Origin of the sequence: Lactimicrobium massiliense, from assembly GCF_900343155.1 — a bacterium.
Classification (GTDB): Bacteria; Bacillota_I; Bacilli_A; order Erysipelotrichales; family Erysipelotrichaceae; genus Bulleidia; species Bulleidia massiliensis.
The window spans coordinates 74527-96071 of sequence record NZ_OUNG01000006.1; the positions used below are offsets into that span (position 1 = coordinate 74527).

The 21545-nt window shown below is 48.2% G+C and carries 23 protein-coding genes and 1 other annotated feature; of the genes, 22 read left to right on the top strand and 1 reads right to left on the bottom strand.

Annotated features, from left to right (window positions below):
• The first annotated feature begins 138 nt into the window (after nt 1-138).
• The 15 genes from DHU66_RS10955 to DHU66_RS11025 all read left to right on the top strand — a co-directional run bounded on the left by DHU66_RS10955 (nt 139) and on the right by DHU66_RS11025 (nt 13560).
• Nucleotides 139-2646, top strand: a complete 2508-nt coding sequence (locus tag DHU66_RS10955) for an excinuclease ABC subunit UvrA (protein WP_108775992.1) — start codon at nt 139-141, stop codon at nt 2644-2646.
• 17 nt (nt 2647-2663) lie between these two features.
• A complete protein-coding gene (locus tag DHU66_RS10960) occupies nt 2664-2858 on the top strand; it encodes a hypothetical protein (protein ID WP_108775993.1) in 195 nt (64 codons plus the stop codon).
• 230 nt (nt 2859-3088) lie between these two features.
• The gene (locus DHU66_RS10965; protein WP_108775994.1) at nt 3089-3688 is read left to right on the top strand and encodes a DUF1349 domain-containing protein; all 600 of its coding nucleotides are present in this window, start codon (nt 3089-3091) and stop codon (nt 3686-3688) included.
• A 25-nt stretch (nt 3689-3713) separates the two neighbouring features.
• A complete protein-coding gene (locus DHU66_RS10970; protein ID WP_108776153.1) occupies nt 3714-4358 on the top strand; it encodes a flavodoxin family protein in 645 nt (214 codons plus the stop codon).
• Between the two features lie 34 nt (nt 4359-4392).
• On the top strand, nt 4393-4725 hold the full coding sequence (locus tag DHU66_RS10975; protein ID WP_245309541.1) for an ArsR/SmtB family transcription factor: 333 nt from the start codon (nt 4393-4395) through the stop codon (nt 4723-4725).
• Between the two features lie 93 nt (nt 4726-4818).
• Nucleotides 4819-5868: an ACR3 family arsenite efflux transporter gene (gene arsB, locus DHU66_RS10980; RefSeq protein WP_108775996.1), complete on the top strand. Its 1050-nt coding sequence runs from the start codon at nt 4819-4821 to the stop codon at nt 5866-5868.
• 16 nt (nt 5869-5884) lie between these two features.
• Entirely contained in the window at nt 5885-6286 is a 402-nt protein-coding gene (locus DHU66_RS10985) for an arsenate reductase ArsC (RefSeq protein WP_108775997.1), read from the top strand.
• 124 nt (nt 6287-6410) lie between these two features.
• The gene (locus DHU66_RS10990) at nt 6411-7223 is read left to right on the top strand and encodes a nitroreductase family protein (RefSeq protein WP_108776154.1); all 813 of its coding nucleotides are present in this window, start codon (nt 6411-6413) and stop codon (nt 7221-7223) included.
• Complete coding sequence (locus DHU66_RS10995) at nt 7223-7672, top strand: Rrf2 family transcriptional regulator (protein ID WP_108775998.1); 450 nt, start codon at nt 7223-7225, stop codon at nt 7670-7672. Before DHU66_RS10990 ends, DHU66_RS10995 begins: the two co-directional genes overlap by 1 nt.
• Nucleotides 7669-8676: an NADP-dependent oxidoreductase gene (locus tag DHU66_RS11000; RefSeq protein WP_108775999.1), complete on the top strand. Its 1008-nt coding sequence runs from the start codon at nt 7669-7671 to the stop codon at nt 8674-8676. The genes DHU66_RS10995 and DHU66_RS11000 overlap by 4 nt, the downstream gene beginning before the upstream one ends.
• 125 nt (nt 8677-8801) lie before the next feature.
• Complete coding sequence (locus DHU66_RS11005; protein WP_108776000.1) at nt 8802-9749, top strand: lactate/malate family dehydrogenase; 948 nt, start codon at nt 8802-8804, stop codon at nt 9747-9749.
• A gap of 183 nt (nt 9750-9932) precedes the next feature.
• Nucleotides 9933-11186 carry a nickel-dependent malate racemase, LarAH6 family gene (gene larAH6, locus DHU66_RS11010; protein WP_108776001.1) on the top strand — a complete coding sequence of 418 codons (1254 nt, stop codon included), beginning with the start codon at nt 9933-9935 and terminating at the stop codon, nt 11184-11186.
• 70 nt (nt 11187-11256) lie between these two features.
• A complete protein-coding gene (locus tag DHU66_RS11015) occupies nt 11257-11652 on the top strand; it encodes a C-GCAxxG-C-C family protein (RefSeq protein ID WP_108776002.1) in 396 nt (131 codons plus the stop codon).
• A gap of 1 nt (nt 11653) precedes the next feature.
• Nucleotides 11654-11965, top strand: coding sequence for a hypothetical protein (locus DHU66_RS11020; protein WP_108776003.1), 312 nt, complete (start codon nt 11654-11656; stop codon nt 11963-11965).
• A 125-nt stretch (nt 11966-12090) separates the two neighbouring features.
• Nucleotides 12091-13560, top strand: a complete 1470-nt coding sequence (locus tag DHU66_RS11025) for a glycoside hydrolase family 1 protein (protein WP_108776004.1) — start codon at nt 12091-12093, stop codon at nt 13558-13560.
• 45 nt (nt 13561-13605) lie between these two features.
• On the opposite strand, the gene DHU66_RS11030 is transcribed toward DHU66_RS11025, so the two are convergent.
• Nucleotides 13606-13983, bottom strand: coding sequence for a GGDEF domain-containing protein (locus DHU66_RS11030; protein ID WP_167836373.1), 378 nt, complete (start codon nt 13981-13983; stop codon nt 13606-13608).
• Nucleotides 13984-14033: 50 nt separating this feature from the next.
• On the opposite strand from DHU66_RS11030, the gene DHU66_RS11035 reads away from it, so the two are divergent.
• The 7 genes from DHU66_RS11035 to DHU66_RS11065 all read left to right on the top strand — a co-directional run bounded on the left by DHU66_RS11035 (nt 14034) and on the right by DHU66_RS11065 (nt 21539).
• Complete coding sequence (locus DHU66_RS11035) at nt 14034-15344, top strand: PAS domain-containing protein (RefSeq protein WP_108776005.1); 1311 nt, start codon at nt 14034-14036, stop codon at nt 15342-15344.
• Nucleotides 15345-15535: 191 nt separating this feature from the next.
• Nucleotides 15536-16513 carry a glycosyltransferase gene (locus DHU66_RS11040; protein ID WP_108776006.1) on the top strand — a complete coding sequence of 326 codons (978 nt, stop codon included), beginning with the start codon at nt 15536-15538 and terminating at the stop codon, nt 16511-16513.
• A gap of 55 nt (nt 16514-16568) precedes the next feature.
• Nucleotides 16569-16779 (top strand) — a binding site (T-box leader).
• A gap of 119 nt (nt 16780-16898) precedes the next feature.
• Nucleotides 16899-17843 carry a transporter substrate-binding domain-containing protein gene (locus tag DHU66_RS11045; protein WP_108776007.1) on the top strand — a complete coding sequence of 315 codons (945 nt, stop codon included), beginning with the start codon at nt 16899-16901 and terminating at the stop codon, nt 17841-17843.
• 25 nt (nt 17844-17868) lie between these two features.
• Nucleotides 17869-18534: an amino acid ABC transporter permease gene (locus DHU66_RS11050; RefSeq protein WP_108776008.1), complete on the top strand. Its 666-nt coding sequence runs from the start codon at nt 17869-17871 to the stop codon at nt 18532-18534.
• Entirely contained in the window at nt 18527-19270 is a 744-nt protein-coding gene (locus DHU66_RS11055; RefSeq protein ID WP_209451820.1) for an amino acid ABC transporter ATP-binding protein, read from the top strand. Before DHU66_RS11050 ends, DHU66_RS11055 begins: the two co-directional genes overlap by 8 nt.
• Before the next feature lie 8 nt (nt 19271-19278).
• Complete coding sequence (locus DHU66_RS11060; protein ID WP_108776009.1) at nt 19279-20958, top strand: M14 family metallopeptidase; 1680 nt, start codon at nt 19279-19281, stop codon at nt 20956-20958.
• A 68-nt stretch (nt 20959-21026) separates the two neighbouring features.
• Entirely contained in the window at nt 21027-21539 is a 513-nt protein-coding gene (locus tag DHU66_RS11065; RefSeq protein ID WP_108776010.1) for a ferritin, read from the top strand.
• Nucleotides 21540-21545: the final 6 nt, after the last annotated feature.

The window sequence follows — 21545 nt, forward strand, 5'->3', positions numbered from 1 at the left end:
TCCTTTCAGAACACAGTGCTTGTGATCATACTTTTGCAAAGATAATATATTCTGCAGGACAGCCAGATGCCGGATGATGATGCGTATTCTTCCTTTTCTATCAGGCTGTCTGCAAAGCATTGATGAAAGGAGCAAACGATGACAGCAGGTGATGAAAAACAGAAAAAACTTCCTGATCATATCGAAGTGAGAGGAGCAGACGTACATAATCTGAAGCATGTTGATGTGGATATTCCGCTGCAAAAGATTACTGCGATTGCAGGGGTCTCCGGTTCAGGGAAATCTTCTCTTGCACTTGGTACCCTGTATGCGGAGGGATCCCGGCGCTATCTGGAATCATTGTCAACGTATACGCGACGGAGGATGACCCAGGCACAGCGGGCAGATGCAGAGGAAGTACGATATGTGCCGGCTGCTCTGGCACTTCGTCAGCGTCCGGGTGTTCCCGGCATTCGCAGTACCTTCGGTACCATGTCCGAACTGCTGAACAGCCTGCGTCTCATGTTCTCCCGTCTGGCAAGCCACCGGTGTCCGAACGGGCATTACTGTCCGCCATCCCTGGCAGTTGCCGCAATGCAGGAAATTACCTGCCCGGTATGCGGCGCAAAATTCTATGGCCCTGGTGCGGAAGATCTTGCTTTCAACAGTACTGGTGCATGTGGAACCTGCAATGGCACCGGTGTTGTTCAGAAAGTAAATGAGGCTGCACTTGTCCCGGATGATTCAAAGACAATTGATGAAGGTGCAGTAGTGGTCTGGGGAACACTGATGTGGTCATTGATGAAGGATATTGTCCGCACCATGGGTGTCAGAACAAATGTGCCGTTCCGTGATCTGACTCCTGCAGAAAAAGAGATTGTCTATCATGGCGAGATGAAAAAGCATCATATTCATTATGTCAACCCAAATACGCTGGAACCTGCAGAGATGGATTTTACGTATTATTCGGCCGTGAATTCTGTGAAGAACGCTCTTGCCAAGGTCAAGGATGAAAAAGGCATGAAGCGCCTTGAGAAGTATCTGACAGAGGATGTCTGTCCGGACTGCCATGGCACCCGTCTTTCTGAGGCTGCCCGGGCACCGCGGCTGCGGGGAATTTCTCTGGCTGAGGCATCTGCCATGACGCTGTCAGAACTGATTCCCTGGGTTGAGGGTGTTCCTTCTTCCCTGCCGGAAGAGATGCGTCCTATGGCTGCAGATATCTGTGAATCTTTCCTGGATGCTTCAAAGCGGCTGATGGACCTTGGCCTTGGCTATCTTTCTCTCGACCGTGCTGCCTCGACACTGTCTACCGGTGAAAGACAGCGGGTACAGCTTGCAAGAGCTGTGCGCAACCGCACAACCGGTGTGCTCTATGTTCTTGATGAACCGTCCATTGGTCTGCATCCCTTCAATCTTAAAGGACTGCTCGGCGTCATGGATGACCTGCAGGCAGACGGCAATTCGGTTGTCATCGTCGATCATGACACGCAGGTTCTGAAACACGCTGACTGGATGATTGAGATGGGAAAGGGTGCGGGTGCCGATGGCGGAACGGTGATCTGTCAGGGCACAGTAAGCGATGTTGCTGACAATCCCTCATCTGTAATCGGACCATATCTGCGTGATGGGTATGAAGCAAGAATACGTCCTGTCACAGACAGGGACAGGATGTTTGCCAAAGGCACGATTCATCTGGAAACAAGTGAAATCCATACGGTTCATCCTTTGGATATCCAGATTCCTGAAGGAAGGCTGACCGTTGTGACAGGCGTATCCGGCTCAGGCAAGACAACAATGGTTCTTGAGAGTCTTGTGCCTGCTCTGAAGGCTAAAATCAGCGGGCAGAAGCTGCCTGACCATGTGAAGAATATTGAGGCAGAGGGAATCAGCCAGGTCAAGTTGATTGATGCCACACCGATCGGCATCAATGTCAGATCAACTGTCGCAACATATGCCAATGTGCATGATGAACTGAGAAAGATTTATGCAAAAACGGAAGACGCAAAGAAACAATCCTGCCGGGCAGCGGATTTTTCCTACAACACAGGCAGTTTGCGCTGTCCGACATGCGATGGAACAGGAGAAATTTCTCTGGATGTACAGTTTCTTCCGGATGTGAAAATCCCGTGCCCGGACTGTCATGGCTCCCGGTACAGCCGGAAGGCCTATGCGATCCGCCGCCGGGCAGCAGATGGAAAAGAATACAGTCTGCCTGAACTGATGAATATGAGTGTCGATCAGGTGCTGCATGCACTGGGCGGTCTCAGAATACTGCAGAAGAGGCTTCAGGTTCTGCATGATCTTGGCCTTGGCTATCTGACTCTCGGTGAGGAGACACCGGGACTTTCCGGCGGAGAAGCACAAAGACTCAAGCTTGCCAGTGAAATGGGAAAAGGACAGAGTGATTCTGTATTCGTGTTTGATGAACCAACGATCGGCCTTCATCCGCAGGATGTCAGAACGCTTCTGCAGGTTTTCCAGACACTGATCAACCATGGTGCTACCGTAATTGTCATTGAACATGACCTGGATGTGATCAGAAATGCGGACTATATTATTGATCTTGGACCGGGAGGAGGCAAAGAAGGCGGCCGCCTGACTGCATGCGGTACACCCGAAGAAATCCGTCAGTGTCCGCAAAGCCTGACCGGAAGATTTATCTGATCAGCAATCGGCAAAGAATGCCGGTGTTTCTGGATGTGCATCCAGTCATGCCGGCATCCTTTTTGCGTGATGACAGAAATGAACTTGCTGATCCGCTGGTGGAAGATGGAAAAAAGATGCCGCACTGCTTTGTGACCGGGGAAAGAACAGATCCTGTTGCCAGGAAAGCATTCCTGAGACTGACTGCTTTTCTGGATCAGCATTGTTCCTGATTTCAGGAAGACAGAGATATGCAGCAGCAGGCAGAAAAGGAACATGTTGAGATGGAAAAAATGAAGGCTGCGGGAAAGGAAAAGACATCTGCTTACCGACAGTATTTCAGCAATCACCTGTTTAATCAGATGATATTCAGATAATACAGGGAGCATGGACTGGTACAATCATTCTTGTAAGGAGGCTGTATGCCTGCCAGACATGGCAGAAATACAGCAGGGAGGAAAGTATGGAGACATTGAAATGGAAATGGATAAGGAAGCCTGCAGATTTCAGTATTGATTCCGGCCGCATTGAAATTACGACGCAGCCGCATACGGATCTTTGGCAGAGAACGTACTATCATTTTCAAAATGATAATGCGCCTGTGCTGCAGACGGAGACAGAAGAAAAGTATTTTTCGTTTGTGGTGAAGACGGATTTCCATGGCAGCCATCACCGCTTTGACCAGTGTGGGATTGTTATGTACCTGGATGCAGAAAACTGGCTGAAGGGCTCGGTGGAGTATGAAAACGAGCACTTTCAGCATCTTGGCTCAGTTGTAACAAACCATGGTTATTCAGACTGGGCAACAACAGAAATTCCCTCAGATATCAAAACAATGTGGTACCGTTTCAGCAGGCGGGAAGATGACTATTGCATTGAATGTTCGCAGGATGGTTTGCATTTTTCACAGATGCGCATATGCCACATGTGGGAAGGTGCAGGCAGAATCCGTTTTGGCATTTATGCCTGCAGTCCGGAGGAGTCAAGCTTTACCGCTGTGTTTACGGATATGAAGCTGATGGATTGCGTCTGGAAAGCACATGATGGTCAGCAGCCGGACTGAAAAGAAGATATTGAGTGGGAATGAAATGAAAACGATCGTATTGAATGCGAGTCCACGTAAAACATGGAATACAGCAAAACTGTTGAAATCGGCTGCAAAGGGAGCAGAAGATGCTGGTGCCCAGGTGACTTATATTGATCTGTATGATCTGAATTTTACAGGATGCCGCAGCTGCATGCTCTGCAAGAGAAAAGGTGTTCAGAGATGCCACTGTTACTGGCCGGACGATCTTTCACCAGTCATTGATCAGATCTTTGCTTCGGATGTGCTGCTTATTGGCACATGCATCTATCTTGGCAGGCCGGCAAGCAGGTATTTTGAACTGATGGAGCGTCTGCATTTCTGCGCATTGTCATACGATGATTATCACTGCTATTTCACCGGAAAGGTAAATGTTGGCATGTTTGTAGCCATGAATGCAACCAAGCCTTTTTATGACCGGATGTACAAGGATGCTTTTGAGGGGTATGCTGCGGAGCTGAAGATGCTGAATGGGACAGTGGAGCTGCATCCATGCTATAACACACTTCAGGTTGCGGATTATTCAAAATTTGACATGGCTTCTTTTGATGAAACTGCCAAACGATATGCTCACGAGCATGAATTTCCAAAAGATCTTGAAAATGCATATCAGGTGGGAAAGCATCTGAGTAGTCCTGCAACACATTGACGGTTATAAATGTGAGAGCTATTATATCAGTGTGATGAAAAGAGTGAATCGTATGGGATGCAGGGAAGATGCCAGAAAAATAAAGGCTCTGGCGGATGAAAACCGTCTTGCCATCATGCTTGTTCTTCAGCATGGCGAAATGTGCGGCTGCGATCTGCTGGCCAGACTGAAGATCAGTCAGCCTACGCTTTCTCATCACATGATAATTCTGGCTGACAGCGGGCTTGTGAATTGCTGCAGACAGGGAAAGTGGATGTATTATTCTATTTCCGAAAAGGGCGTCAGAGCGTTTCGGGAAATGATTGGCATGTATGCCAGATGTGATTGTGAAACGGACAGCAGCGTATCCTGCGGATGCGGAAAATAAAAGAAGTGAGGGCGGGCAGTCTGGAATGACTGCCTGTATATTATGCTTCATAAATTGATGCATTTAAATATATCAAATTAAGGGGGAATTGTAATGACAGCACAAAATAAAGGAATCAGTACATTTCAGAGGTATCTTACCGTGTGGGTGCTATTGTGCATGATCACAGGCGTACTCATTGGGCATTTTATTCCGGGTGTTCCGGCTGTCCTTGGAAAACTGCAGATCGCAGGCATTTCTATTCCGATTGCCATTCTGATCTGGATCATGATTTATCCAATGATGATGAAAGTAGATTTTCAAAGCATCAGGCAGGTTGGCAGAAATCCAAAGGGACTGTTCGTTACATGGATCACGAACTGGCTGGTAAAGCCATTTACCATGTATGGCATCTCCTGGCTGTTTCTGTTTGTGATCTTCCGCGCATTCATTTCTTCTGAACTTGCAAAGCAGTATCTTGCCGGTGCCGTTCTTCTTGGCGCGGCTCCCTGCACAGCCATGGTTTTTGTCTGGAGTACACTGACCAATGGCAATCCCGCCTATACGGTTGTTCAGGTTGCCACAAATGATCTCATCATTCTGGTGGCCTTTGTTCCGATCGTGAAATTCCTGCTTGGGGTTTCGCATGTTCAGGTGCCCTACAGCATTCTGTTTGTCAGTATTTTCCTGTTTGTCGTGATCCCGCTTGCCGGCGGCATTCTGACCAGAGTGATCGTTACAAAGAAAAAAGGAACAGCGTATTTTAACAATACATTTATCCACAAGTTTGACAATGCGACAACAGCCGGTCTTTTGCTGACGCTGATCATCATCTTCAGCTGCCAGGCAGATGTGATCCTGTCCAATCCACTTCATATTCTTCTGATTGCGGTACCGCTTACTATCCAGACCTTCCTGATCTTCTTCCTTGCCTATGGTGCCGCCAGAATGCTGAAACTGCCGCATGACATTGCAGCACCGGCGGGACTGATCGGCGCTTCGAATTTTTTTGAACTGGCAGTAGCCGTTGCCGTTGCTCTGTTTGGAACGGCGAGCCCGGCTGCTCTTGCAACAACAGTTGGTGTTCTTACTGAGGTGCCGGTCATGCTGATGCTGGTGCGGATCGCAAATAAGACAAAGTCATCTTTTGATGCGGAACATTGAAGGAGAAAGCTGACGTATGAATCCATTAAAAAAAGTTGCGTTTATCTGTGTTCATAATTCCTGCCGCTCCCAGATCGCCGAAGCACTTGGCAGATACCTTGCCAGTGATGTCTTTGTCAGTTATTCCGCCGGTACCAGTCTGAAGGCTGACCTGAATCCGGATGCAGTGCGGATCATGAAGAAACTCTATGGTATTGACATGGAAAAGGCGCAGTATCCCAAGCTGATTGCGGATATTCCAGATCCGGATATAGTCATTTCCATGGGCTGCACAGATGGATGCCCCTATATTGGCAGAGCATTTGATGAAGACTGGCATCTGCCGGATCCAACCGGAAAATCTGATGCATTTTTCCGGGAAGTGATCAGGGAAATCGAAACGAATATTCTCCGGCTGAAGAAGATACTGCAGGCCTGAACTGCCGTATCTTTTTTCTTTTGCAGCAAATGGTTGACGCAGTAAAACAGGCATGATAATGTATCCGTGCCTGATACAGGTACATTATGAATATTTACAGCCTTTTAAGCTGGAAAGGGGAAAAATGAATACAGAGACGATTGAAAATAGAAAAAGTGTAAGAACATTCAATGGGGAACCAGTTCCTGCAGAGCTGATGGCACAGGTCAGAGATTTTCTGCAGCATGATGAAAATCCATTCGGCGTACCAATTGAATATTTTGTTCTGGATGCGAAGAAGGATTGGGTGAGCAGTCCGGTCATTGTTGGTGCAGATACATATGTGGCAGGAAAGTGCAGACGGCAGAAGAATGCAGAAATTGCATTTGGCTATTCCTTTGAGAAGTTTATCCTGTCTGCCACGTCACTTGGCCTTGGTACAGTCTGGCTTGCCGGTACTATTGACCGCAAGGCATTTGAACGTGCCATTGATTTGAAAGAGGATGAGAGGATGCCGGCGGTGTCACCGCTTGGCTTTGCGGCAGCGAAGCGTTCACTTCGCGACAGCATGATGCGCAAAGGACTGCGGTCTGACAGCCGCATGCCATTTGCGGAATTGTTTTTCCGTGACAGCTTTCAGCAGCCGCTTGAAGAAAAGGATGCCGGTATCTGGAAGACGGGACTGGATATGGTCAGACTGGCACCATCCGCAACCAATAAACAGCCCTGGCGTGTGATTGTCGCAAAAGACAGCGTTCACTTCTATGAAAAGAAAACAAAGGGCTATGCCAATCAGTCTGGTGATATCCAGAAGGTTGATCTTGGCATTGCCATGTGCCACTTTGAAATCGGTGCTGACCAGAGCGGTTTGAAAGGAAGATGGATTCAGGAAGATCCCGGTATTCAGACAGCGCAGGATACAGAGTATATTGCAACATTTGTACGGGAGAAGAACTGATGGATACGAAGTTTTCATCCGCTATCCACGCACTGATCCTGATCAGTGAATCACAGGAGCCAATGAATTCTGATCAGATTGCAGAAAGTGTCGGTACCAATCCAAGCTATATCAGAAAGCTTACTACCCGTCTTGCCAAGGCAGGAATTATCGAAGGACGCCGTGGGGTCAGCGGCTTTCGCATGAACAGAAAACCGGAAGAGATCACCATGCTGGATATTTATCGTGCGGTTAATGAAACAGAAAGTGTCCATCTGTTTGATGTGCATCAGAATCCCAGTGATGCCTGCATTGTCGGCCATCATATCCGTCCGGTTCTGAACAGCATGTTCCGTCAGACGGAAAAGAGCTTGGAAGACAGGCTTGCCGGGATGACACTTGCGGACTGCATTAATCATATGCGGGCATATATCAGAAATGAAGAGAAAGAAGAAGGAAAAACAAGATGAAAGCAGCAATTCTGACAAAGTATGATAAAAAAGGGAAGGATCTTCTGATTCAGGATATTCCGGTTCCTATAGTAGGAAATGATGAAGTGCTCGTAAAGATCATGGCAGCGGCTGTCAATCCGGTGGATAATATGATTGTCCGCGGCGAGGTAAAACTGATTGTTCCCTACCGGATGCCGCTGGTAATGGGAAATGAGTTTGCGGGTGTTGTGGAAAAAACAGGATCATCTGTTTCCGGATTCAGAAAGGGTGACCGTGTCTATGGCAGGATGCCTCTGAAGAAGATCGGCGCTTTTGCAGAGTATGCAGCAGTCAGTGCGTCTGCCCTTGCTATCATTCCGGATTATCTGTCATTTGAGCAGGCTGCCTGCGTCCCGCTGACAGCTCTGACTGCAATGCAGGCATTTGAAATCATGCATGTCAAAGCAGGCGAATCCGTCTTTATTTCCGGAGGAACCGGAAGTCTTGGCGCCATGGCCATTCCGGTTGCCAGAAGCCTTGGCCTGCATGTCTATACCAATGGCAGCGGTGAGAATGAAGAACGTGTCAGAGAGCTTGGCGTCGAGAAATTCATCGATTACAGGAAAGAAAACTATGTAAACGTTCTTGCCAATGTCGATCATGTTCTGGATACACTTGGCGATCGTGAACTGTCTAATGAGTTCAAGGTGCTGAAAGAAGGGGGCAGTCTGGTGTCACTGCGCGGACTGCCCAATGGCAGATTTGCCCGCAGAAGCGGTATGCCGTTTTATAAGCGTTTCCTGTTCCAGGCTGCGGGAAGAAAATATGATAAGATGGCAGCTGCGAAAGGACAGACATATGATTTCCTGTTCGTGCATGAAAATGGCAGACAGCTGGAAGAAATTGGCAGACTGTTTGACAGGGATCATCCGCTGCAGACATCCATTGATACCATCTATACACTGGATCAGATCAATGAGGCAATGGACAAGGTCAGAAATGGAAGATCCAGAGGAAAGACGATTGTCAGAATCGGCGCATAGGCGTGATACAGGAGCAGGTTTGTTCAGCCTGCTCTTTTTTACATACTGTATGCATGATTCCTGTTCTTGCAAAATGTGACTTGAGAGAACAGAATTGTCATATCAATTTACAGGGAGGTATGACGATGAGTGTATCTTATGGAAAACTTGTGATTGTCGGTGCCGGAAAGGTTGGCTCTGCTGTGCTGAATTCAGTGCTGCGCATGAATATTATCGATGATATTGTCATGATCAACCGGCACAGAGAAAAAGCGCTGGGAGAAGTGCTGGATGCCAGTCATACGACCGCCTTTGCCTATAGTTCCAATGCAAGTATCCGTGTCGGTGACTACAGTGACTGCAGGGATGCACATATTATTGTGATCACGGCCGGACCTTCCATTCAGCCTGGCAATCATGACCGCAACACGCTGCTGAAGAAAAATGTGGAAGTGATGGATGAGGTCATGAAGCAGATTACGACATATACCAAAGAAGCGATCATCATCATGATCTCAAACCCGCTGGATGTTCTGACGTACTATTTACAGCGGAAATACGATTATCCTGCCGGCCGCATCATGGGTACCGGAACCCTGCTGGATACTGCCCGCTTTAACAAGATGCTTGGCGATCTGTGCGGTGTGGATGCCAAGAATGTCGTTGGCTTTGTGCTGGGCGAACATGGCTCTACATCCTTCATTCCCTGGAATACCGTGAATATTGTCGGGGTTCCGTTTGATGATCTTGCCAGGGAATTCGGTCTGAAAGCACCGATTGACAAGGATGCTCTGCTCAGTGAGACCAAGAGCATCGGACCGCATATCGTTGATCTGAAGGGGTATACAAGTTCCGGTGTTTCTCTTGCGGCTTGCCGCATCATCGGTGCGATTGTGCGCAATGAGCACTGCATTGTACCGGTATCTGCCGTTATGCAGGGGAAGTATGGCTATGATGATGTGGCAATGAGTCTTCCCTGCATTCTGTCCAAAACAGGAATTGACCGTATCATTGAACTTCCCCTTGATGCGCAGGGCATGCATGATCTGCGTGTCTCTCATGATCATCTGCGGGAACTGATTGAGATGATCTGAGAACAGAATCAGCCCGGATTCTGTAAAGGTATATTTCCCCTTTGCAGAGTCTTTTTTTGGCAAATCCTGATCACTGTTGTCTGCGGATGCAGAAAATGACATCAGGCCGGATCGAAATACTGCTGAGGATGTATGCAGGCTGTCTGCATAAAATAGTATTATATGCGTTAAGGGAGGCAACATATGAAAGTGCAGTTTGGCTTTGGCCGGGGCTATCAGGAAGTTGATATCAGTGAGAAAAACCTTCTGTCTGTACTGGAACCGGGAAGACTTCCGTCTTTTCCGGATGAACAAAAAATCCTGCAGGAGGCACTGTCTGCTCCCATTGGCACGAAGAGACTGCGGGATATTGTGCATTCCGGTGAGAAGATTGCCATTGTCACAAGTGATATTTCCCGGCCGTGTCCGTCTATGAAAATCCTGCCGGCTGTCATAGCAGAGCTTTCTGCAGCCGGTATTCCGGATCAGGATATTACGATTACGTTTGCGCTTGGAAGTCACCGGCATATGACGGATCAGGAAAGAGAGCATCTTGCCGGAAAAGAAATCTTCAGCCGGATTGTCTGTCGGGACAGCAGCCCTGATGATACGGTTAGAATCGGCTGTACAGGCCGCGGTACGGATGTTTCGATTGACCGCACGGTGATGGAGGCAGACAGGCGTATCTGCATCGGCAATGTGGAGTACCATTACTTTGCCGGTTTCTCCGGCGGTGCCAAGGCCATTTTTCCCGGCTGCAGCACACCTGCTTCCATTGCCATGAATCACAGGTGGATGATTGATCCGGAATCCTTTGCCGGCAGCCTGGATGACAATCCTGTCCGTCAGGATCTTGAGGAGGCGGCCGGTCTTGCCGATGTTGATTTTATTGTCAATGTCGTTTTGAATCCGGAAAAAAAGATTGTATATGCGGCATGCGGTGAGATGCGAAAAGCACACCGCGATGCGTGCCGGTATCTTGCCGGTGCCTATGCATGCAGAATTCCCAGGGAAGCAGATATTGTCATTGTTTCTCAAGGTGGTTATCCCAAGGATCTGAATCTTTATCAGCTGCAGAAAGCGCTGGATAATGCCAGACATGCGGTCAGAAAGGGTGGTACGGTCATCCTGGTGGGATCGGCGAAGGAAGGCTTTGGCAATGCAGTGTTTCAGGATTGGATGCTTTCATCCAGAACGCCGCAGGAAATGCTGCGGGATCTTCATCAGCACTTTGTTTTAGGTGGGCATAAGGCAGCAGCGATTGCCAGGGTGAGAGAAAAAGCGGATATTTTCTTTGTGTCGGAAATGGATCCAGAGATACTTGGAAATACGATGCTGAAACCGTATGAATCTCTTGGAACCGCATACAGGGATGCCCTTGCTGAATATGGCAGAAATGCGTCTGTGATTGCGATGCCGTATGGGGGCAGTACACTGCCCGTGCCTGATAAGGTGTAAATAGCATTGAATGCCCGTCACAGTGTGAACAGGCATGTGAGATGCAGCAATACACGAAGGAGGATATGAAATGACGATAGAGGAACGTGCTGAGAAGGCTGCTGCTTTGAAAGCGGAAGGAAAGTGCAATTGTGCCCAGGCGGTTATCAGTGTGTTTGCAGACAGGATTCCTGTGGATCATAATACGCTGATGAAATTGACATCGGGATTTGCAGCGGGCATGGGGTGCATGGAGAGTACCTGTGGTGCACTGACAGGCGCAGTGATGGCTGCCGGTATTCTGACGGACGGGCACAGGACGCCTGCATATGCGGCACAGATTCTGAGGGAATTTGAACAAAGGAGCGGCGCACTCATATGCAGGGACCTCAAGGGCATCAACACTGGAAAACCGGTCTGTCCGTGTCCTGACTGTGTGCGCAATGCGGTTCTTGCGGCCGGGGCGGCATTGAATATCAGGGATTAGGATGGATCAGAAAAGCAGAAACAGAGCAGCATGCAGGGAAAAGCTGATCTTCGCTTTGGTGAAAAGAGGGTTTCCGGCGGAATTTGGACAGGTGATCGCAGACCAGCTTGGCACGGAAATGACAATGAAACGCATGATTTCCTATCTGCATCATGATGGTGTGTATTCTGCAGAGGAAATTGTGGATGAGATGCTGGCAATTCTGGCGGAGAGAGATAGCTGGCAGCGCAAGCATATTGCAGAATACAACAATAGAAAATACAATGATCTTCTGAATTTCGGGCTTGGCAGCGAGGATGAAGATGAGCAGTAACAGGCAGGGATATTCATTGGCATGATGGTGTCACTGCCTGTTATGCTTTATCAGAATGAGTAAAACTTTCAGCCAGTTTATTGTCATTTTTTTGGTATCCTGTTAACAGGAGGACTATTGTATTTATGGCATTTCCAAATGGATTCTTGTGGGGCGGCGCTGTTGCTGCCAATCAGTGGGAAGGCGGCTGGAATTTAGGCGGCCGCGGTCCGGCAATGACGGATGTGACAACCGGCGGAACGGTAACAGAGCATCGCAAAGTTACGTATATTGATAAGGATGGCAATCACTGCACCATGCTGCAGCATGAGAAGCTGCCGGAAGGGGCACACTATGCTGTTCTGGATGAGTACCATTATCCAAACCATGAGGCCGTAGATGGTTATCATCATTACAAGGAGGATATTGCACTGTTTGCTGAGATGGGATTCAAACAGTTCCGGATGTCGATTTCCTGGAGCAGACTGTATCCGACTGGTCTTGAAAAAGAGCCAAACAGAGAAGGTGTCGAATTCTACCGCAGTGTTTTTGAAGAGTGCAGAAAGTATGACATTGAGCCGTTAGTCACGATCTGGCACTTTGATACACCGCTGTATCTTGAGGAGCACTGCGGAGGATGGCTGAATCGTGAAACGATTGATCTGTATGTTCGCTTTGCCACAACCTGCTTCACAGAGTACAAGGGACTTGTGCATCACTGGCTGACCTTTAATGAAATCAATAATACGATCATGTTCCTGGATTTCGCCGGAGGTGAGCATGCTGATCAGGAGTATCAGGATGCGTATCAGCATCTGCATTACCAGTTTGTGGCAAGTGCCAAAGCGGTGATGATCGGTCATGCGATTGATCCTGACAATATGATCGGCTGCATGATCTGCGGCATCACCAACTATCCGGCAACGTGCGATCCAAAGGATATTCTTGCCTGCCAGCATCAGTGGGAGAAGAACATCTACTACTGCGGCGATGTGCAGGTGCTTGGTGCCTATGGCAGCTATGCGACACGTCTTTGGAAAGAGCACAATGTCAGCCTGGATATCACGGATGAGGATCTCGAACTGCTTTCTGCAGGTACTGTGGACATGTACACATTCTCTTACTACATGTCTTCGCTTGTCACCACGCACAAGGTGACAGATCAGGTTGCCGGCAACTTCTCCAAGGGACAGAAGAACGAGTATCTGGAATATTCTGACTGGGGATGGGCTGTGGATCCGGATGGCCTGCAGTATTATCTGGAAATGATGTACCAGCGCTATAACGTACCGATGATGGTTGTGGAGAACGGACTTGGTGCGTATGACAAAGTCGAAGAAGATGGTTCCATCCATGATCCATACCGCATTGATTACTTCCGCAAGCATATCAAGGCCATGGAAAAGGCAATTGAAAACGGTGTGGATGTGATTGGCTATACTACATGGGGCTGCATTGATGTCGTTTCGGCCGGCACTGGCGAAATGAGGAAGAGATATGGCTTCATCTATGTAGATATGGATGATGAAGGAAAGGGAACCATGAAGCGTTCCCGCAAGGATTCCTTCTATTGGTACAAGAAAGTCATTGCGTCCAACGGCGCGGATCTTGACTGAGGAATAAGAAAAACATGGCATCAGCCATTCTGTTTGTCTGGATATTCAATCCAGGCAGGCAGTCTGATTCTTGCCATGTTTTTTTGCTTCATACATTGCTTTGTCCGCCTGCTGTATCATTTTCGGAAGATCTGTGCAGATGGGCGTATATCCGATGGATGCAGTCAGAGAAATATCACTGCTGCCATGATGCACTTTGAAAGCAGAGAGCTGTTTCAGCAGTTCCTGTGCCAGCATGGAAACAGCTTCTTTCCCGGCATGGCAGATACCAACAATTTCTTCACTTCCGTAGCGATAGAAGGTGATGTTATTCTGGAGGCTGAATGCGGCAGCAAGCTGTCCGATTGCTTTCAGACATTCATCACCGGCATCATGTCCCCATGTATCATTGATATGCTTGAAATTGTCAATATCGATGAACATGACATCACTGACCTGCCGGCAAGGATCCCCCTGCAGTACATAAAAACTGCATGAGATTTCACAATCCTGTGGTGCTTTTCTGGATGCGTGCCTGCTACAATGGCACATGGAAGGTGAAGACAATGACAAATACGATTGAAGCAGATCAGCCTCTCTGGGAAGTGCTGGATATCTATCCACAGCTGAAAAAGATTCTGAAGGAAGCAGGGTTCAAAGAAGCGGAAAATCCGTACAAACTGAAAATTGCAGCTAAGTCGGCATCACTTGCATATCTGATGGCAAGAAACCATGTGTCATATGAACAGATGGATGCGATCCTGAAGGAAAATGGACTTGCATTAACCGGACAGCAGGAGGAAGAAACAGCAGATGCCAGCCAGAACGAAAGACCGCTGCTGTACCAGTCTTTTGATCAGGCACAGAAAGAGATCCAGGTGGAACATCAGGATCCTTCCAGCATGGAGGATGGTCATCCGCTGCAGACACTGCAGAAGGAAAATGAATGCCTGCGGAATCTTCTGCAAAAGATCAGGGCAGATCTGAATGATGGCAAAGAGCCATCAGCGGCATTGCTGCCATTAAAGCCGCTGCCAAAGCTGTACAGTTTCATTGAAGAAGTGATCATGCCGATGCTGTACCGGTATGGATTCTATGAATATACAGATGAGCTCTGGAAACAGGAAGAGGATGCCCGCCATACAATGTCTCGCATTGTCCACAATCTGATGAGACCGGGCAGTGATGTTCCCGAAGAAACAAGCAGACTGCTGGATAAGATCGAAGAGATTGCGGATCAGCAGGACAATGCATTGTATCCGCTTGCCCTTGATCATTTTACACAGGATGAGTGGGTACAGATTTATCTGGATCTGAAAAGGGAAGGATCTGCGTTTCTTCCTTCCGTGCCGGTATGGCATACAGGTGAAGAACTGGCATCTGTTTTTCAGCGGCCGCAGGGTATTGATGCTGCCACAGGCACAATTCGTCTGGAAAGGGGTACACTGACATACCCACAGCTCAAAGCCATCCTGGACAAGCTGCCTGTTGATCTGACCTTTATTGACGAGAATGATATGAACCGGTATTTCCTGGATAATGGCAGAATTTTCATGCGTCCTTCTACTGCCCTTGACCGGCCGGTGAAAGACTGTCACCCGCCCCGTGTGCAGATTGCCCTTTCCAATCTTCTGAAAGACTTCAAATCCGGCAAGCGGGACCACATGGAAATCTGGAGTGAACATCCGTTCCCTGTCCATGTTCACTATCTGGCTCTGCATGACGACAATGGCAGATATATCGGTGCACTTGAAATCGTGCAGAAGTGTGATGAGATTGCGTCTCACTTCTGTAAAACAAAATAATGATTGAAATGTTTTGATCAGGATCACAGCAGATGCTGCGATCAATGGCATCTTTCATTGGCAGACAGAAGCAGGGCATGTCTCTGGAAATGCTGGTGGAGGATTTTTGAACGGAACGGATGCTTTCATGACATCTCTGGCATCCAATATTATGGTGTAGTATAGTTGTAACCATGCAGAAGGATATTGGGATGAAGCTGCTGTCAGTCGTTGTGCCATGCTTCAATGAAGAGGAAAACATTGATTATTTCTATACGGAAATGGCAAAGAATGATGCTTTTTTCCAGTCTCATAATATGCAGAAAGAGATCATTTTCGTGGATGATGGTTCCCGTGATCATACTGTGGAAAAGGTCAAGGCACTGCATGAAAAGGATCCTGCAGTTGTGCTGATTTCCTTCTCCCGCAACTTTGGCAAGGAAGCGGCGATGTATGCCGGCCTGCAGGCCGCAAAGGGTGACTATGTAGCGGTCATGGATGCGGATCTGCAGGATCCGCCATCCTTACTGCCGGAAATGTTTGGCTATCTGGATCAGGGCTATGATCAGGTCGCAACCCGCCGGGCAACCAGAAAAGGAGAACCAAAGGTACGTTCCTGGTTTGCCAGACGCTTCTATGCTCTGATTAACCGGTTTTCAGCGACCAGAATTGTGGATGGATCACGTGACTACCGTCTGATGACAAGACAGGTCGTCGATGCCATTCTGCAGGTGACCGAATACAACCGTTTTTCCAAAGGACTGTTTTCCTGGGTGGGATTTCAGACAAAATGGATCTCCTATGACAATGTGGAAAGAAAGTACGGTAAAACCAAGTGGTCTTTCTTTTCCTTGTTCCGCTATGCCCTGGATGGCATTGCGGCCTATTCGACCGTCCCGCTTGCCATTGCAAGTTTCTTTGGCATATTCTTCTGTATCCTTGCCATCCTGATGATCATCTTCATCATTATCCGCAAACTGATCTTCGGCGATCCAACCCCGGGCTGGCCAAGCCTTGTCTGCATCATCCTGCTGATCGGCGGCATTCAGCTGCTGTGCATCGGCATCATCGGACAATATCTGTCCAAAACCTATCTGGAAGTTAAGAACCGGCCGATCTATCTTGTTCGTGAAAAAGTAGGACAGGGGATCGATCTTGAAAGGCCGAGGCCGGATGATGAAAATAAGTAAATATTTTCATGAAAAATAAGTGTTGACTTACAGCAAACTGAAAACTATACTTTCAGTACATTCAAGGAACGGAAGAGTAGCTGTCAGATATCTTCAAGCGAGCCGGAACAGAGTGGAAGTCCGGTAAGAGAGGGGACAGTGAAGCGCATCCGGGAGAAGTTCTTCTGAAGTCAATAGGAAGAAACGTGATTCTGCGTTAAGGAGAAGAGTGGTCAGCGTATGCTGGCAACCAGTGTGGTACCGCGGATAGATCAGCCGTCTCTGGATTTTTCCAGAAGACGGCTTTTTTGCATAAGGGGAGGTGAGCACATGACAGAGCGACGAAGATACAGCAGATTGTATGAACAAACATCGATGACAACAAATCAAATGGGAGGAAAAGATTATGAAAACATCAAAAATTGTCAAAACAGCTTTGTCCGGACTGCTCGCCTGCAGTCTTGCCGCATGTGGTTCTAGTTCTTCAGCATCCGCATCTGCTTCATCCGGATCTGCATCATCTGATGAATACAGTTATCTGCTGGATACATCCGATCTGGAAAAGCCAACCCTGGATCTGAGCAATCCAACAGGTGTTCTCAAGGACATCATTGACAGCGGCACCCTTTCCGTCGCAACGTCCCCGGATTTTCCGCCGAATGAGTGGGTGGATGATTCCGGCAAGGTCTATGGTTCCGAAATGATGTTTGCCAAATATATCGCCGACTGTCTGGGGGTCAGCCTGAATATTGAAACCATGGATTTCAGCGGCACGCTGGTTGCCGTCGATACGGGTAAGACGGATCTTGCCATGAGCGGCTATGGCTGGAAGAAAGACAGAGAAGAAAGCTATGAGCTCTCCAAAGGATATATCGGTGATCCGGATTCAGACGCCGGCCAGACTTTGATTACAACCAAAGCCAATGAAGGCAAATACAATTCACTGCAGGACTTTGTAGGATCCACGATCATGGCGCAGGCAACCTCGCTGCAGGAAATGTATGTGCAGGATGAAATTCTGTCGCTGGATAAGGATGATACGACTAAATATGAAGCGGTCAAGACATTGGATCAGGCCATTCTCGGGCTGGCTTCCGGCAAGTGTGATGCCGTTGCGCTGGCACAGGCTACTGCTGAAAACTATGTGGAACAGTCTGATGGGCAGTTTGTGATGACTGGCGTCATGTTTGATCTGACGCCGTATGGTGATTATCAGGGCAACGTTCTGGCTGCCAAGAAGGGCGAGACCGCACTGATTGACGTCATGAATCAGATTGTCGATTTCGTGAACGAAAAAGGCTATTACCAGACCTGGTATGCACAGGCCAAAGAAGCGTCCAAGGCTGAATAAGTTGTTAGGAAGGAAATGACACTGCATGGGAGAAGGAATTGTTGAAGTTTTTCTGAAATACTGGCCGATCTTTCTGAGAGGTCTTGGCGGAACGCTGGAATATGCATTCATTGCCGTCTTCTTTGGATCGATTCTGGGCACACTGATTGCGATGGCGCATCTGGCCAAGAATAAGGTTTTATCTGCCATTGCGGCGGTCTATGTCAATGTGCTCAGAGGCACGCCTCTGCTTGTGCAGATGTATATTTCCTACTATTTTCTGCCGATGGCTTTTCCGGCATTGAACAAAATTGACAAAGTTTACTTCGTGCTGCTGGCACTGACGCTGAACTCCAGCGCCTATGTTTCTGAGATCTTCAGAAGCGGCATTATGTCCGTGGACAAAGGTCAGACAGAAGCGGCCAGATCACTTGGCATGACATCCGGCCACTGCATGCGCTACATCATCCTGCCCCAGGCAATCAAGAATATCTTGCCGGCACTTGGCAATGAATATATTTCCATGATCAAAGAAACATCTCTTGCCGGCAGCTTCATGCTGTATGAACTGATGTACACGCAGACACTGCTTGCCAATAAGTATCTGATCTGGCAGCCGCTGTTTATCATCGCCGGTATTTATCTGCTTGTTACGTTGTCCCTTTCCTGGGTCGTCAGAAAGATGGAAAAGAGGTTGAGTGTCAGTGACTGAGAAGAATGATGTGTTGATCGAAACGGTCGACCTGCATAAAAATTTTGGCTCCCTGCAGGTGCTCAAGGGCATCTCTGAGAAGATTCATAAAGGTGAAGTTGTCACCATCATCGGACCTTCAGGCGGCGGCAAGAGCACGTTCCTGCGCTGTCTGAATATGCTGGAAGAGCCGACCTCTGGCAAAGTGCTGTTTGAAGGCCATGAGCTGGATCCCAAAAGCACGAATCTGAACCTGCACCGTCAGAAGATCGGTATGGTATTCCAGCAGTTCAATGTGTTTCCGAACCTGACTGTGCTGGATAACATCACGATTACACCGAAGCTGGAAAAGCATGTCAAAAAGGAAGATGCTGAAAAAGAGGCATTGGAACTGCTGAAGACAGTTGGTCTTGAAGATAAGGCCAATGTCTATCCGCGTAAATTATCCGGCGGTCAGAAACAGCGGCTTGCCATTGTGCGGGCCATGGCCATGCATCCGGATGTGATGCTGTTTGATGAGCCGACCAGTGCGCTGGATCCGGAAATGGTCAAAGGTGTTCTCCGGGTTATTCAGAATCTTGCAGAAAGCGGCATGACCTGTGTCATTGTCACCCATGAGATGGGCTTTGCAAGAGAAGTCAGCGACCGGGTACTGTTCATCGATGGCGGCGTTGTTGCGGAAGAAGGTACCCCGGAACAACTGTTTGACCATCCGCAGAATGAAAGAACAAAGGCATTCCTGTCTGAAGTGCTTTAGAAAGGATCATGATGAAGACAACATTTTCCTACGATCATTATTACAAGTATGCAGAGCTGCAGAGCAATCTGCAGTACTTTGCAGAAAAATACAGCAATCTCTGCACACTTGACGTTAACATGGTCACACCAGAAGGCCGCAGTCAGTATGTTGTGACGCTGACCAACAAGGATACCGGTGATGCTTTAAGCAAACCCGGCTGGTATCTGGATGGCAATATCCACGCTGGTGAAGTGACATCCAGCATGTGTGCCATGCATACTATTGATACACTGCTGACCAACTATGAAACGGATGCCGGCATGCACCGCATCCTGGATACCATGACGATCTACGTCATCCCCAGAGTGAGTCCGGATGGTGCTGAGAAGTATCTGACTTCACCGTATAATCTGCGCTCTGTTGACCGTGCATATCTGCCGGAAAAGGGCGGTATCAAGCCGGAAGATCTTGATGGTGACGGCGTCATCCGGATGATGCTGATACCTTCCGCCTATGGGGCATGGAAGAAGGATCCTTCTTCTGCTGCAGGCGTTGTGCTGCGCTCTCCGTCTGATGCAGCCGGTGAATTCTATGACTTGTATCCGGAGGGAAATCTCGAAGAGCCTGCCGGTGACAATCTGAAACAGATGAAGCCTGACTGGGGTCTTGACTTCAACCGTAACTTTCCGTTTGGCTGGTTTCCGGATGCAAGACAGGGCGGAGCCGGCAAGTATCCGTTAAGCAATCCGGAATGTAAAGCCATTGTTGACTTTGTGCTTGCCCATGACAACATCGGTGGAGCTGCGATCGGCCACACATCGGGCGGTCTGGTTCTGATCCCGCCTGGAACAAAGCCGGAAAAGAATGCTCCAAAACAGGATATGAAGGCAATGCATGCTATTGCGGATATGGGCAAAGAAGAGCTCGGTTATTTACCGATGAATATCTTTGATTCCTTCATGGATGATCAGGTGAACTATGATTCCGGTGCTCTGGATGACTGGTTCTATCAGGCCCAGGGCATTCCTGCCTATACGATGGAGTTCTGGGATGTTTCGACCAAAGCCGGTGTGCCGATGAACTGGGGGTCCCGCAAGGATGAGGGCGAAGAAAAACGTCTGGAACGGTTTGTGGCGATCATGAAATGGGTCAAAGAGAATGCAACACAGTATTACAAAGACTGGCAGCCGTTTGATCATCCAGCCTTTGGCAAAGTTGAGATCGGTGGCTTCAATACCAAATTCACGATTCAGAATCCACCGGAGAAGTTTCTTCTGACAGAATGCGAACATGATACAAACTTCAATCTGCGCTTTGTACAGGCAATGCCGCACCTTGCCATTGATTCTTTTACAGCCGAAAAAAAGGCAGAAGGAGTCTATGAAGTGAGTGCTGTCATTGGCAATCATGGCTACCTGCCAACCAACCTTACTGAAAATGCACTGTTGATGAAGAACGCAAAACCTGTTGAGGCAAAGCTGGATGGTGCTGACATTCTTGGCGCGGAAAGTACGGTGGATCTTGGTCATCTGGAAGGCTATGCCAATACGAGTACCAGCTCTGTGTATGGCAATCTGACCACCTTTGCCAGCGGCAAGGCACGCAAAAAGGCTGTCTGGATCGTGAAGGGTGAACCAGGCACAAAACTGACATTAACAGTATCTTCCTGCAAGGCGGGAAGCGTACATGATTCCATTGTTCTGTAATCTTGCGAACATATCTTGACTTCCCGGCTGTGTCACTCTATGGTTAACATGAAGCAGGAGGAGAGAAAATGCTTGATCAGAAAGTAAAAGAACTCATTAATACACAGGTGAACAAAGAGCTTTATTCTGCGTATCTGTATCTTGATTTTGCGGATTATTACCAGGATCTCGGCCTGGATGGCTTTGCCCATTACTATGATGTACAGGCTCAGGAAGAGCGTGATCATGCCATGTTGATGAGACAGTATCTCATTAACAATGGTGAACATGTCACCCTGACTGCTGTGGATGCACCGGCTTATACATACAAGACACCGATGGATCCGCTCAAGTATGGCCTTGCACATGAGCAGTATGTCACGAGCCTGATCAATACGATCTACGGTGCTGCCAATGATGTGCATGATTACCGTACGATGCAGTTCTATGACTGGTTTGTCAAGGAACAGGGCGAAGAAGAAAAGAATGCGGATGATCTGATCAAGAAGTATCAGCTGTTTGGTTCAGATCCGAAAGGTCTGTATGCTTTGAATCAGGAACTGCTGGCCAGAGTCTATACCGCACCAACACTTGTGATCTGAGTATCT

Bases quoted from the DNA above. Each gene is read 5' to 3' on its own strand.
- DHU66_RS10955 (WP_108775992.1), top strand. From the start codon at position 139: ATGACAGCAGGTGATGAAAAACAGAAAAAACTTCCTGATCATATCGAA.
- DHU66_RS10960 (WP_108775993.1), top strand. From the start codon at position 2,664: ATGCCGGTGTTTCTGGATGTGCATCCAGTCATGCCGGCATCCTTTTTG.
- DHU66_RS10965 (WP_108775994.1), top strand. From the start codon at position 3,089: ATGGAGACATTGAAATGGAAATGGATAAGGAAGCCTGCAGATTTCAGT.
- DHU66_RS10970 (WP_108776153.1), top strand. From the start codon at position 3,714: ATGAAAACGATCGTATTGAATGCGAGTCCACGTAAAACATGGAATACA.
- DHU66_RS10975 (WP_245309541.1), top strand. From the start codon at position 4,393: ATGAAAAGAGTGAATCGTATGGGATGCAGGGAAGATGCCAGAAAAATA.
- arsB (WP_108775996.1), top strand. From the start codon at position 4,819: ATGACAGCACAAAATAAAGGAATCAGTACATTTCAGAGGTATCTTACC.
- DHU66_RS10985 (WP_108775997.1), top strand. From the start codon at position 5,885: ATGAATCCATTAAAAAAAGTTGCGTTTATCTGTGTTCATAATTCCTGC.
- DHU66_RS10990 (WP_108776154.1), top strand. From the start codon at position 6,411: ATGAATACAGAGACGATTGAAAATAGAAAAAGTGTAAGAACATTCAAT.
- DHU66_RS10995 (WP_108775998.1), top strand. From the start codon at position 7,223: ATGGATACGAAGTTTTCATCCGCTATCCACGCACTGATCCTGATCAGT.
- DHU66_RS11000 (WP_108775999.1), top strand. From the start codon at position 7,669: ATGAAAGCAGCAATTCTGACAAAGTATGATAAAAAAGGGAAGGATCTT.
- DHU66_RS11005 (WP_108776000.1), top strand. From the start codon at position 8,802: ATGAGTGTATCTTATGGAAAACTTGTGATTGTCGGTGCCGGAAAGGTT.
- larAH6 (WP_108776001.1), top strand. From the start codon at position 9,933: ATGAAAGTGCAGTTTGGCTTTGGCCGGGGCTATCAGGAAGTTGATATC.
- DHU66_RS11015 (WP_108776002.1), top strand. From the start codon at position 11,257: ATGACGATAGAGGAACGTGCTGAGAAGGCTGCTGCTTTGAAAGCGGAA.
- DHU66_RS11020 (WP_108776003.1), top strand. From the start codon at position 11,654: ATGGATCAGAAAAGCAGAAACAGAGCAGCATGCAGGGAAAAGCTGATC.
- DHU66_RS11025 (WP_108776004.1), top strand. From the start codon at position 12,091: ATGGCATTTCCAAATGGATTCTTGTGGGGCGGCGCTGTTGCTGCCAAT.
- DHU66_RS11030 (WP_167836373.1), bottom strand. From the start codon at position 13,983: ATGTTCATCGATATTGACAATTTCAAGCATATCAATGATACATGGGGA.
- DHU66_RS11035 (WP_108776005.1), top strand. From the start codon at position 14,034: ATGAGATTTCACAATCCTGTGGTGCTTTTCTGGATGCGTGCCTGCTAC.
- DHU66_RS11040 (WP_108776006.1), top strand. From the start codon at position 15,536: ATGAAGCTGCTGTCAGTCGTTGTGCCATGCTTCAATGAAGAGGAAAAC.
- DHU66_RS11045 (WP_108776007.1), top strand. From the start codon at position 16,899: ATGAAAACATCAAAAATTGTCAAAACAGCTTTGTCCGGACTGCTCGCC.
- DHU66_RS11050 (WP_108776008.1), top strand. From the start codon at position 17,869: ATGGGAGAAGGAATTGTTGAAGTTTTTCTGAAATACTGGCCGATCTTT.
- DHU66_RS11060 (WP_108776009.1), top strand. From the start codon at position 19,279: ATGATGAAGACAACATTTTCCTACGATCATTATTACAAGTATGCAGAG.
- DHU66_RS11065 (WP_108776010.1), top strand. From the start codon at position 21,027: ATGCTTGATCAGAAAGTAAAAGAACTCATTAATACACAGGTGAACAAA.